The 10,982-nt window shown below is 54.8% G+C and carries 14 protein-coding genes; 4 read left to right on the forward strand and 10 right to left on the reverse strand.

What is annotated here, in order from left to right; genetic code table 11:
• Nucleotides 1-25: 25 nt before the first annotated feature.
• From EST62_RS12590 to EST62_RS12600, 3 genes are all read right to left on the reverse strand, one after another.
• The gene (locus tag EST62_RS12590; RefSeq protein WP_129052416.1) at nt 26-256 is read right to left on the reverse strand and encodes a DUF4266 domain-containing protein; all 231 of its coding nucleotides are present in this window, start codon (nt 254-256) and stop codon (nt 26-28) included.
• A complete protein-coding gene (locus tag EST62_RS12595) occupies nt 256-753 on the reverse strand; it encodes a TlpA disulfide reductase family protein (RefSeq protein WP_245153654.1) in 498 nt (165 codons plus the stop codon). Before EST62_RS12595 ends, EST62_RS12590 begins: the two co-directional genes overlap by 1 nt.
• Before the next feature lie 605 nt (nt 754-1,358).
• On the reverse strand, nt 1,359-3,530 hold the full coding sequence (locus tag EST62_RS12600) for a TonB-dependent receptor (RefSeq protein WP_129052417.1): 2,172 nt from the start codon (nt 3,528-3,530) through the stop codon (nt 1,359-1,361).
• Between the two features lie 155 nt (nt 3,531-3,685).
• Between EST62_RS12600 and EST62_RS13570 the strand changes: the two genes are divergently transcribed.
• A complete protein-coding gene (locus EST62_RS13570; RefSeq protein ID WP_167599356.1) occupies nt 3,686-4,090 on the forward strand; it encodes a hypothetical protein in 405 nt (134 codons plus the stop codon).
• 181 nt (nt 4,091-4,271) lie between these two features.
• Here EST62_RS13570 and EST62_RS12610 read toward each other — a convergent pair whose 3' ends face one another.
• Both EST62_RS12610 and EST62_RS12615 read right to left on the reverse strand, forming a co-directional pair.
• The gene (locus tag EST62_RS12610) at nt 4,272-4,751 is read right to left on the reverse strand and encodes a hypothetical protein (RefSeq protein ID WP_129052419.1); all 480 of its coding nucleotides are present in this window, start codon (nt 4,749-4,751) and stop codon (nt 4,272-4,274) included.
• 59 nt (nt 4,752-4,810) lie between these two features.
• On the reverse strand, nt 4,811-5,575 hold the full coding sequence (locus EST62_RS12615) for an SIMPL domain-containing protein (protein WP_129052420.1): 765 nt from the start codon (nt 5,573-5,575) through the stop codon (nt 4,811-4,813).
• Nucleotides 5,576-5,886: 311 nt separating this feature from the next.
• On the opposite strand from EST62_RS12615, the gene EST62_RS12620 reads away from it, so the two are divergent.
• Nucleotides 5,887-6,069 (forward strand): hypothetical protein, encoded by a 183-nt coding sequence (locus EST62_RS12620; RefSeq protein ID WP_129052421.1) that lies wholly within the window; start codon nt 5,887-5,889, stop codon nt 6,067-6,069.
• Nucleotides 6,070-6,261: 192 nt separating this feature from the next.
• Here the strand turns inward: EST62_RS12620 and EST62_RS13830 are convergent, their stop codons facing one another.
• Nucleotides 6,262-6,453 (reverse strand): hypothetical protein, encoded by a 192-nt coding sequence (locus EST62_RS13830; RefSeq protein ID WP_245153656.1) that lies wholly within the window; start codon nt 6,451-6,453, stop codon nt 6,262-6,264.
• 104 nt (nt 6,454-6,557) lie between these two features.
• Between EST62_RS13830 and EST62_RS12625 the strand changes: the two genes are divergently transcribed.
• Together EST62_RS12625 and EST62_RS12630 are read left to right on the forward strand one after the other, a co-directional pair.
• Entirely contained in the window at nt 6,558-8,867 is a 2,310-nt protein-coding gene (locus EST62_RS12625) for an MAC/perforin domain-containing protein (protein WP_245153658.1), read from the forward strand.
• Nucleotides 8,868-9,236: 369 nt separating this feature from the next.
• Nucleotides 9,237-9,503 (forward strand): RNA-binding protein, encoded by a 267-nt coding sequence (locus EST62_RS12630; protein ID WP_129052423.1) that lies wholly within the window; start codon nt 9,237-9,239, stop codon nt 9,501-9,503.
• A 146-nt stretch (nt 9,504-9,649) separates the two neighbouring features.
• Here EST62_RS12630 and EST62_RS12635 read toward each other — a convergent pair whose 3' ends face one another.
• The 4 genes from EST62_RS12635 to EST62_RS13680 all read right to left on the reverse strand — a co-directional run.
• The gene (locus EST62_RS12635; RefSeq protein ID WP_129052424.1) at nt 9,650-10,012 is read right to left on the reverse strand and encodes a lipopolysaccharide assembly LapA domain-containing protein; all 363 of its coding nucleotides are present in this window, start codon (nt 10,010-10,012) and stop codon (nt 9,650-9,652) included.
• Nucleotides 10,013-10,077: 65 nt separating this feature from the next.
• Nucleotides 10,078-10,413, reverse strand: coding sequence for a type II toxin-antitoxin system PemK/MazF family toxin (locus tag EST62_RS12640; protein WP_129052425.1), 336 nt, complete (start codon nt 10,411-10,413; stop codon nt 10,078-10,080).
• Nucleotides 10,410-10,622 (reverse strand): antitoxin MazE family protein, encoded by a 213-nt coding sequence (locus EST62_RS12645; RefSeq protein ID WP_129052426.1) that lies wholly within the window; start codon nt 10,620-10,622, stop codon nt 10,410-10,412. Before EST62_RS12645 ends, EST62_RS12640 begins: the two co-directional genes overlap by 4 nt.
• A 30-nt stretch (nt 10,623-10,652) precedes the next feature.
• The coding region (locus EST62_RS13680) for a hypothetical protein (protein WP_209019445.1) at nt 10,653-10,982 on the reverse strand (330 nt) is incomplete at its 5' end.

A 10,982-nucleotide genomic window follows, 5' to 3' on the forward strand; every position in this document is an offset into this window, starting at 1 on the left:
GATTATCTTTACACCTTTCATGCAATCAGTTGCATCCACATCCGCCGCCGCCAACTCCGGAGCCGCCCGAGGCCGCCTCCTTGCTGCTGTACATATGCTCGGTGTAACCGGTATCGAGCCGGTCGCGGTCAAAGGTCATTGCAGGTTTGGCAAGGTTCTGCTTTTCCCACGGCTGGACGCTCGAACATCCCGAAAGTCCGCTCATCGTAAGCAGTGCAAGCAGCGAGCATCCGGCCAGAACAACTCTTTTTTTCATCACTTGCCCCCCAGCGCCGCCTGAATCTGGCGCTCAAGCTCCTCCTCGTCGGCAGGCCTGAATCCGGCATGTTGCAACAGCACCTTGCCGTTCCGGTCGATCAGGAAGCTTGTCGGCATTCCCTTGACGCCATACACGCGAGGCGTCTGTCCTTTCGGGTCGAACGCCACGGTGAAATTCGCCGGAACTTGCGCGAGAAATTTTATGGCGTCATCGGTTTTGGTATCGAGGTTGACGGCAAGCACCTGGAACCCTTTCGCCTTGTACTTCGCCTGCATCTGGTTCATCCACGGAAACGACTGTCGGCACGGCCCGCACCACGACGCCCAGAAATCGAGATAGATCACCGATCCCGCCATGTCCGAAAGCTTTACCGTGCCCGCTTTGCCGGGCAGCGTAAAATCAGCGATCTTGTCACCCTTTTCAAATGCGTGGCCGCTGGCGCTCAAACCGAAGAATAGGGCACATCCAATAGCCAGGGTTCTGAATGTTTTCATGTTGAATCGCATCATGTTCATGGGAATTATGCAGTGAAGAAAGAGATGATAGCATTGAAAAACAAACCTGGTCAAAACGTATCAAAGCCGCAATGTATAGGTGATTTTCTGTGTGATGAATAACAATTGTTAAATTTATATGCAGATGACGGATCATGAGAGATTTTCTGAATCCCGTTTCTTTACCCGGCAGTAACAGCAAAAATTAAAACAAGATACTGATGACGGGGCGCAAGAGGATTTAAAGACGAGATGTCCGCTGGCAAAACACGCCTCGCGTGAGGATTTGGCCGTGAAAATATACTCTACAACGTCGATTACAACAAATGTCTGCGTGGATGCACAAACTTTTTTCATAAAAAAGCAATAAAGGAAAAAATCCATGAGTCGGCATTTGCCTCCCCGGTTCATGGCTTGAAAACACAGCACGGAAACAACAGAAATTGTCTTGCCATTCCTGGCGGCTTCCGGCAGGTGCGCTGCCGGTAGCGGATTTGAGCGTTGCTCGGGTTACATCGAAATAATTACTGTTGACCGCGACGAAGCGAAGCCGGACAACTACGGCTTCGCTTCGTCAGCCTCGAATCCAGAAACTACGATTCTGCTCAGAATTTCTGAGTAAAGCCGATGTTGAACGAACGCCCTGCCCCGGCAAGCGGCTCGAATTCGGTACTCTTCTTGCTTGCAAGAAAATCGTCGTAATTGATGCCGCCCAGCGGGAGGTAGTAGAACTTGTCGAACAGGTTCGTCACCCCGACATCGATCCGCAGGTTCTTGTACTCGTAAGAAGAGCCGAGGTTGACCAGCACATAGCCGGACGTTTGCGGCTCGAAGCGGAGCGGGTCGGTTTCGCTTTTCGTCGAGACAAGCTGCATCTCAAGGGTGTTGGTGAAGGCGGAGAGCTTCTGCTCCAGCGCCACGCGGGCGTTCAGCGGCATCATGTGGTAGAGGCTTTCTCCGTTTTCGACATTGATACCGTGAACGTAGCCAATCGTTCCGTAAAGCCGCCCCTTGCCGAACCCTTCGCTGCCCCAAAGCGCCACCTGACCCGAAATGTCGATGCCGTAAAGTTCCGCGTTATGGTTGGTGAACTGGAGGATGTTGCGCGTCTCATTGGTGAAAATTTTTTCGCCGACTTTTTTTACGCCGATGTAATCGTGAATATGGGTGAAGTACGGCGTGATTTTCAGTTGCCAGCGGTTCCGGTCTGCATCACGCCACGTGCCCGTCAGGCTGAAGGTGTGCGCCACCTCCGGACGGAGATCCAGATTGCCCACATAGCCGTTGCCGTCGCCGAACCAGCCGAGCATTCCGCTGGCCATCCAGAATCGAGACCAGGCGTAACGCTCGTAGAGATTTGGCGAGCGGGTCTTGCGCGAATAGCCGAGTTCGTAAGCGGAAACAGCGTCCGGCTCGTACTTCAGAATTGCGCTGAAGTCCCAGTTGCTGTCGCTCTTTGCGTGATCTGCCGCATTGAATGTGGTTGAATCTTGCAGGTAATTGGTCGTCGTCGTTCCACTCGTGGTTGTAAAGGAATTCTGGTCATTGTAGCCCTGTACGTCGCCGGTGTCCATTCTGACCTGCTCGTTGCGCACGCCGAGAATCGCCGTCATGGTGCTGGAGACGCTCCCCTCCCACTCCGCAAAAAATGCGTAACGGTCGCGGTGGCCGTGGTTGATGTTCAGGAACGTTTCCGGCCACATCGAGGGGTAGCCCTCCACGGGCGGCCAGTAGTCGTTCAGGCTGAAGCGGTGAAACTCGTTGCCGATTCTGAGGATGTCGTCATCGGTCAGGTTGATCTCGGTCTTGAGGGTATAACCAACAGAAACACCGCGCGTGATCATCGGCATGTAGGGCATGGTCGGCGGCGGCGCGAGATTGATCGGGAGCTTGTCGTCGCCGGAATCCATCTTGTGCCAGGTATTCTGCCAGTAGCCGGTGGCGTCGATTACGCCCCAGTCGAAACTGCCGTGATAGCCGAGATTGACGAACGTGGAGTTGTTGGCGAGCATGTCCATCCACTGGTTGACGAATCCCTGGCCCGGAATGTACTGATGCCCGGCCTTGAGCGTCATCCGGTGATTCTCTGACCTGGCGCCGAGGGTCAATCCAAAGTTTCGCGCCTCGTAGTAGGTGGAGGTGATCTTGTTACCGTGGCCGTCGCGGTAATCATCGGCGTGATCGATCGAGCCGGTGACGCCGAGGCTCAGGTTCCGGCTGGCGACCGTTGCGCCAAACGACGCTCCGGCAGCGCGATTGTTGCTCCGGTAGCAGGACGACACGACCCCCTCGGCACGGAGCTGGTCATCGACGGCATAGAGCGGCGGTTGCGACTCGACCCTGATCGAACCGCCGATGCTGTCGCCCCCCTCGCTGACCGGAATTACGCCGGTGTTGACGTAAATATTTCCCACGCTCGACGAGGGCATGTAGGAGAGCGGAGGGTTCATGTGGTTGGCGCAGGCCGAACAGACGATCATGTTATCGACATAGACCAGCAGCCGGTCGTCGGCCAGGCCGTTGATGACCGGAAGGCCCGACACCCCGCCCGCGGACTGGACGTTGACGCCTGCCGCGTCTTCGAGCAGCGTCGCCGTGTCGCTGCTTTTCAGCCGTTTCGCCTCGATTGCGCCTTGCGCTGCATCGGGTTTGCCCTTCACGATAATCTCTCCGGACTGCGCATCCTCGGCCCGAGCTGTCGCCGGAGCAATTGCCAGCGCGAGCAGCAGCGCAGCAAGCGGCCTGAACTTCAGCAGTATTTCATGTGGTTTGTTCATGATAACGCATTGTGATAATAAAAGTTAAGAATGCAGTCATTGGGCGGTTGTCAAATGGCGTAAACGCTCTCACGGAGCGTGTATTGCATCAAAGGCGGCCCGTCATCGCGCGTGGCCGTTAAAAATACATGCGGTACGAGAGCGCTGACAACACAATGTTGATCGAGCGCTCAGGCGTCAGGGGGATGATCTACGCCCGGCAGAACGACCGTTCGGAGCTTGCGATTCAGGCGAGGCGCAAACGTTCGGCCCGCCACAGGTGCGCTCCAAAAGCGCCGGATTTCAGGCTCGACGCCCTGTTCCTCGGCGAGCAGTTCGCGGCAATCTTCGGGGCACGGCTCTTCTGGAGCTGCCACGATTTTCTTTTGCAGAAAACACGCTCCGGCGTAGTCTCGGCTTTTCTGTCCGCAGACGCTCGCCGTAATCGCCTTGCGATTCATGAGAAACCGGCCGCAACAAGTCAGCAGTTGATCTGCGCAAACACGCAGAGAAGCGTCAAAACGACGATATACCGCTTGAATGACCCCATGAATGGTGGCTTGGTTGAACAGAAAATCTGACGAGAAGCACGGGAAGGACAAGGCAGTTCCATGACATGCGAACGAGCGTAAGTACTGCGCAACTGTAAATGATAGCGACAGTTATGCAAACATGCAACAGTGCTGAAGCATAATCGGGTGTTTTGACGTGTTTTTTCGTGGAGGCGAAAGTCGCCAGACAGAATCTTTTCCGGGCGACCGGTTACGGATAGCGGGCGGGGTACAGCGTTTTGTGACGGTCTTTTATCGTCACCGCGCTGAACGAGTACCGGTCGCCGCCTTCATCGCCACGGACGGTGTAATCAGATATTTTGATCCGCATTCCCTTTTTCAGGCTGCCGTCATCTGCCGGATGGGCAATAAAAACGGTAATCGCGGCTCCGCTCCGGAATGAACGCGAGTGGTTGGCTCCGGGCAGGCTTTCGACCTTTGCATCGACGAGGGTAATCCGGTAGTGGGCGCGGCGGGTGCGGTCACGGCCAAGTGTGCCTGAAGCGGGATGCCACTGCCCGTTGCGCCAGATGCCCTTCGCCTTGATAAACGTGTCTGGCGCCCACGCGATCGTCTCGATCACCCCTTCGATATTCATGGGGCCAACAGGAGGACGCATAGACGCCTGTGCCGCAGCAGAGCTGAACAGCATGGCAAGAAGCGGGATGAGCAGCGTGAGCAGCCGTTTCATGATGGGAATTCGTATTGATGTTGATGGAAATTGCCTTTGCTGCCCTTCCGGGGAGCAGACTACTCAAGCCTGAATTCCACGGTCACGACGACCCGCGCGATTTTGTCGATCGTGCTCTTGTCATAGACTCCGCCATAATCGTCCATCCGAGCATCCGCCGTGTTGGGCAAAATATAAAACGCGCCCTGTGAGGCTGAACGCATGGCTCCGAGTTTGGCGTCGCTGTTTTTGATGAACTCCCTGGCCCGCTTCCGCGCGTTCTCGGTAGCCGCGCTGATGAGCGACATTTTGACATCTTCGAGGTTGGAAACGAGATACCTTGGCTCCTGATATTCAAGCTCGTGGCCCGAAGCTTTGTAATCCATCACCCCCTTGCTGGCCGCGATGATCTTGTCGAGCGAGCCGGAACTGACCACGACCGTCTGGCGTCCGACGAAGCCCTCCTGGACGGTCATCATCCGCTCGCCTGTCTGACGAGTGACGAAATTCGGTTCAACCGTTTCGGCCTTGTCGTCGAGAGCGGATTTGCCGAAACCATACTTGCCGATGAAGCCGTCGAGCGCCGCCTTCTCTCTGCGAAGATTCTCAAGCGCCTCCGGGAAGGTCTGGCCGAACGCCTTGGCCGTCACCTGCCACTCGGCATTGTCCGCCCTGACCGGTTTTTCGGCCAACCCCTTGACGACGACCGACGAGCGCCCCGATCCGATGTTCCGTGTCTGATAGCCAAGCACGAACGCTCCGACAATCAAGCCGATGGCAACCAGCGCCCCGAACACCACGACCGAGCGCGACATATTTCCGTTCGATCCATCCGTCTTCATCATCACTCCCGTTTACGGTTTTTGCAGAGATTTGACTTTTCAAGATAACACGAAAAAGAGCGCCTATTCAACGCGCCGACGACCAATATCGAGGCGAAAAATTTATGAGCGCAACAAAAACAGGCTCGATTGCCGCGTCGCAAAGCTTCTTTCCATGACCAGATTCTGCTGAGTGTGTTTGAAATAAAATGAATGTTTACGGCTCCACTCTTTTACGTCGCGCACTTTTTCGGGAATAGTGACCTGCCCGGCGCAGATAAACTTGCCGGACTTATAAATTATTCTATTTTTGCGAGATATAAGTTTCAATCGCAATGCAGCACAGCGAGCGCCACAACCCGCATCTGAACATATTACCTCTATGTTTACTCTTCCTGCCCGGCTCGCTCCGGCTCGCCGGACGTGCTGTTAAGCCCCCGATTCCCGCAAATGCCGACCGCCTGACGTTGGCTTCTGATCGGCTCGACCTCCACCCATCATCGCGCCTCGATGATTGACCGGCGCGACATCGCTTCCACGCAACGCAAAGCGCGCGAGCGCGGCTGGCCGCTTTTTTTCATCCCTGCACATCCGCTTTCTGCTGACGCGACTAACCCTCGTTTCAGGCCTGACATGACTCTTATGGAACTGATATGTTCTTTCAGACAGAGTTTTTTTCAGATAACGAAACCAATAACACGTTATGCCCATCAACAACCCAGCCACTCCGGCAACAGGCGCACAGGGTTCTGCATCTCCAGCGCCGACTCCGGCTCCGGCACAGGGATCGAGCACGACCGCTCAACCGGCATCGGGGACTCCAGCGTCTGGAACCCAGCCTTCCGGTTCGGCAACCTCCGGCTCCGGCACTGCGCCAGCGCCGACTCCAGCTCCGGCGTCATCGCAAACAACAGCAGGAGCCTGGCTGAGCAAAAACCAGGCGGCCGGTTACATCCAGCGTTTTCTGGATGCCGGGTATGACGATCTTTCTGACCTCCTGCCCGACGTGATCAAAACCGTGCTGCAGGGCGAGAAGCAAGGGATCGTCGATCGCCTGGTGCGCATCCGGACACAGGAGCTCCAGAAACCGCAGCCGCTTCCGCCTCCGGCGCTGAAGCCCGGTATGGCAATGGACCTTTCCGCCCCGGTGCTCAAAGGCATGGATGGCGTCTCCATCAAGCTGCCCGATCTGGGATTCGCGCCCGGCCCCAATGTGCGCCAGAATGTCGTTTCGGCGGCAGCCCTGACCGATGAGGAGTGGCTGGCGCTGGCCATCAACAGCGACATGCTCATGGGTCTCGATCTCGAAGCCTTCTTCGAAGGTGAAGCGAGCACGCCCCAGGAGTGCTTCGCGCCTGCCCTGTGGTGGAAAGTCCCGGAATCGAGAGAGTTTTTCAACTGCGAGCACCTCTCCGCGAAGATCAATACAGAAATCACCTATACCTCGAAGTCGGCAACCATGGTTTCGGCGGGCTTCACCTCGGTGACGGCAAGCGTTTCGACCCCTTGGGTGAGCGCGTCGGTCTCGCACGAAAGAAGCTACAAGGAGGCGCAGTCGAGCAAGAAAAGTACGCTTTATATCATCGGCATGTACGATCTCGACCGGGTCAGGGTCGATCTCGACGAATGCGCCGTCGTGTCGCCGCGATTTGTGAGCGCGGTCGAAAACGCGCTGGCCGACGCCAACCCGAAGGAGGCGCTGGCAAAGGTGTTTCAGAAATACGGCCAGATCATCGGCCGTCAGGTCACGCTTGGCGGACGGCTCTTTTTCGTGCACGCCAAGGAGGAGGTGGAGAACTCCAGAATCGAGACGCTCAAAAGCACCACCTCGGCGGCAATCGCCGGAGGCTTCGGAGCTTTCAGCGCCTCGGCGGGCGTTACCGTCGGCTCGTCGTCGGAAAAGCAGGAGAGCAGCCAGAGCATGAACGAAAAGATCGCCTTCCAGGCGGTCGGCGGAGATGTGACGCTTGCCAACGAGCCGGAAAAATGGAAGGATACCATCAAGTCCCCCGCGTTGTGGGAGGTAATCCGCTACGACAAGATCCGCTACACCTATGAACTGCTGAGTCCTGAGCTGCGGGAGCTGGTGCTGATGTACTGGGAGCGTCCGATGGGCAGCGACGAGGGGCCAATCGTGTTGCCGAAGACCAGGGTGGAGACGGCGAAGTCCGCGGACGGCGTGGCCATAAGCGGCTTCAAGATCAGCTTCGAGCAAAAGGTGCCCGGTCTGTCGATGCGCTACTACGCGACCTCGGCGGACGGATGCCTTCACGACTGGGTCAGCGAGGGCAAGCTCTGTGGCGCAGAGAGCGGCAACGGGTCGCCCTTGCAGGAGTTTCTGGTCGAACTGACCGGCGGCCTTGCCAGGCGCTATGAACTGCACTATCGCGCCCTTCGCGCCGACGGCACCTTTACCGACTGGGTGAACGGCAAAGAGGTCTGCGGCGTCAAAGGCATGAAAATCAAGGATATACAGGCCGTGCTCTCTCCGGTGGGCGGCGGCATTTTGCGGATTCCCGCCGAATCGTTCATTCCGAGCGAAAGCAAAGGCACGTTCGACATCGGCAAGTATGGCCCAGGCATCATCTGCGCCAACATTCCCGGTGAGTGGGTGTTGACCTACCAGTTCCAGTACACCGGCTCCAAACCGGTGAGGAGGCGGCTCGAAGCGCTGTTCGCCTCGGCGGATAACCGCCCGGTCAAGGTCGAGTTCAACGGGGCCGTTGTCAATCCGGCAGCCCTCGAGTACAGCACCGGGGCGTGGGATACCAGCGGCCTGCGAACAGCGCGGATCGGAACGGTGACGCTGATGCCCGGCATGAACACGCTGAAGATCAGCCGACCCGGCCCCTGGTCGCCGCACATGAAGGAGTTCCGGCTGGTCGCGGAGGTGATCGATATTCCGGCAATATCGTTCATCGGAAATCCTCCGCTGAACAAAAACAGTATTTATGGCGCAGGCGTCATCATCAGCAGCAATGTCCCTCTTTCGGCGGATTATGAGTTCACATTCACAGGGAAAAAGTCGATAACGTTAGTGCTTGAATGCGTTTACACGGCGGCGGACAAACGTCCGGTAGAGATTGTCATCAACCCCGATGACGCCAAGCCGCAAACCTTCTCCACTGTTCTGGCCACCGTTACCGGGGGCTGGTATAAAGACCGGCAGACCGTGGAAACCATCGGAGAGGTTGTCGTCCGTCCGGGCAAGAACACGCTCAGGCTCGCCAAAAAGGATGGGCCGATTCCGCACATTCTGGAGTTCCGTCTGGCCTGCAGAGAGCCGTTCTTCGATTTCGACCCCGATGCGGATTGATCCTTTGCTTGCGAACTTGCCGATAAAGGGCGGATGAACGAGCCACAGGCGTGGTGGACGGTGCCCGAACTGTAAAAAACGGTTCCGGGCGCCGTCGGCATTTGCCGACACGGCAGTGCGCCATGAGGCATCCGGGTGAAATAAATATCCTCAAACCAACAGGTTTCAAAACCTGCATGTGCTTACAGCATATGCTCATACGAGTTTATTTATAAAAAGCCTTCAATATTTAATTTTTTTATACACGGATTTATGTTATAATGATGCTTCGGTTCAGAAGTTGAACCAAACGCTCTCAAGTAATTTGTGCTTTTTTTTATTTGTCGGCCCATCTCTTTGATAAAAAGCACGATTACTGGTATCACACCTATGAATATTTACATTGGAAATCTTGACTACGAAGTCACTGATGCTGACCTTCACGACGCTTTCAGCGAATTTGGAAACGTCAACAAAGCAAGCGTTATCATGGATAAATTCTCTGGACGCTCCAAAGGTTTTGGCTTTGTTGAAATGTCAAACAGCGAGGAAGCGAATGAGGCTATTTCGTCTCTGAACGAGAGCAAGCTTGGCTCCAGAAACATCAAGGTCAACGAGGCAAAGCCCCGCGAAGAGCGTTCTTCGTCAAGGTACTGAGCCACTGAGGTTTTAATGGATTACCGTTAAGGTATTCTTAACCGATCTATCGACGGTGATGATGCAACACGTTGCTCGTCACCGTCTTTTTTTTTATTTCCCCCCTCCTCTGATAAACAATTCCCTGCCGCTCAATTGCCATTACTTTATTCCCCATTTCCATCTTCTTTCGATGATTGCGATGGTTGCTGCGTCTCGGCCGTCGAAAGAGTCGGTACAGGTTTCTGAAGTTCTGCAACTTTAGCTTTGTGCTGGCTGACTTCATTTTCAAGCGTATCGATGCGTTTACGCTGACTCGATGATTTGATGGTTTTCTTGAGCAGAGCTGGCGAAAGCACCAGCAGCCCAATCAGTACGCCGATGGCGAGTGTCGCCAACAAAACCAGCGAGAGCGAGCCAGTGATTGTCCAGCTAAAAAAAGATACGGTGACCAGCATCGAGTTCTGCAACGCAAACACCACAGCCAGAACCGCAATGAGAAGTGCGACGATCAGATAGAGCGTTGGCATTGTTTTATGGGAATTTGAGTTGGATGAGGCACTGCGGCGTAAAAGTTACCATCAGCTTGACTCAATCACGCTGAATTTCCAGCAAAACCCAACCACAGCGCAAGCGCCCGGTTTACTTCCATCATGGTTGCTTCGTCAAGAACGCCGATGACTTGGCCGATTTTTTCTGCCGGAACGGTCTGAATTTTATCGACCATGATCTGTGAACGCTTCCGCAATCCGTTGTTTTCATCAGGCTCAGCGTCGATTCTGAACAATGGCGTTTCACGCAACTCACTGGTAATCGGCAAGACGCTCACCGATGGGTGTTCCGAGAAATAATTGGATTGTACAACCAATGCTGGCCGAGGTTTACCATAATCGCCCGATAACGCAATCGTTACAACCGAGCCGCGTTTCATGCTTCCCAGCCCTCACGATCGGCAGCCTGTTCAAGGAAGTCATGCATCTCCTTTTCATGAGCATCCATCTTGAGCAACTCCGATTGACGACGGCACTCCGTCGCAAATCCGGGACGCCGCGTATCCGGCACCCAAATCTGCACCGGCCTTAACCCACGCTCCCGAAGCTTGTCTCTGTAACGCTTTACCCTTTCAGTAACGACCTTCATACTTTGCCTCCATTTGTTTTATTCAATCCGTTACATGTAACGTAAGGAATAGGGAAAATAATTCCAAGTTGTATCAGCATTGGATGGGACATTTCCGGGGCACAGGCATTTATTTATAGGTTGATGATCTATCTTCGAATTCTGCAACGCAAACACCACAGCCAGAACCGCAATCACCAGTACGATGATCAAGTAAAGTGTTGGGATGTTTGTATAGGAATTTGGTTTTGATGTGAGGTGATGGATAATATAATCAGCGTTGCTGAGTCTGTAAGATAAAGTGTGTAAACGGTCATAGTTTCCTATCATGTAACAAGGAGCAAAACTATGACCAGAAAGAAAGACAAGACCCCGGACATT

Origin of the sequence: Chlorobaculum sp. 24CR, from assembly GCF_004118635.1 — a bacterium.
In the GTDB taxonomy this organism is placed as follows: Bacteria; Bacteroidota; Chlorobiia; order Chlorobiales; family Chlorobiaceae; genus Chlorobaculum.

Excerpts from the sequence above, each read along its gene's own strand:
- EST62_RS12590 (WP_129052416.1), bottom strand. The coding sequence starts at position 256 with ATGAAAAAAAGAGTTGTTCTGGCCGGATGCTCGCTGCTTGCACTGCTT.
- EST62_RS12595 (WP_245153654.1), bottom strand. The coding sequence starts at position 753 with ATGAAAACATTCAGAACCCTGGCTATTGGATGTGCCCTATTCTTCGGT.
- EST62_RS12600 (WP_129052417.1), bottom strand. The coding sequence starts at position 3,530 with ATGAACAAACCACATGAAATACTGCTGAAGTTCAGGCCGCTTGCTGCG.
- EST62_RS13570 (WP_167599356.1), top strand. The coding sequence starts at position 3,686 with ATGTTGATCGAGCGCTCAGGCGTCAGGGGGATGATCTACGCCCGGCAG.
- EST62_RS12610 (WP_129052419.1), bottom strand. The coding sequence starts at position 4,751 with ATGAAACGGCTGCTCACGCTGCTCATCCCGCTTCTTGCCATGCTGTTC.
- EST62_RS12615 (WP_129052420.1), bottom strand. The coding sequence starts at position 5,575 with ATGATGAAGACGGATGGATCGAACGGAAATATGTCGCGCTCGGTCGTG.
- EST62_RS12620 (WP_129052421.1), top strand. The coding sequence starts at position 5,887 with ATGCAGCACAGCGAGCGCCACAACCCGCATCTGAACATATTACCTCTA.
- EST62_RS13830 (WP_245153656.1), bottom strand. The coding sequence starts at position 6,453 with ATGACGCCGGAGCTGGAGTCGGCGCTGGCGCAGTGCCGGAGCCGGAGG.
- EST62_RS12630 (WP_129052423.1), top strand. The coding sequence starts at position 9,237 with ATGAATATTTACATTGGAAATCTTGACTACGAAGTCACTGATGCTGAC.
- EST62_RS12635 (WP_129052424.1), bottom strand. The coding sequence starts at position 10,012 with ATGCCAACGCTCTATCTGATCGTCGCACTTCTCATTGCGGTTCTGGCT.
- EST62_RS12640 (WP_129052425.1), bottom strand. The coding sequence starts at position 10,413 with ATGAAACGCGGCTCGGTTGTAACGATTGCGTTATCGGGCGATTATGGT.
- EST62_RS12645 (WP_129052426.1), bottom strand. The coding sequence starts at position 10,622 with ATGAAGGTCGTTACTGAAAGGGTAAAGCGTTACAGAGACAAGCTTCGG.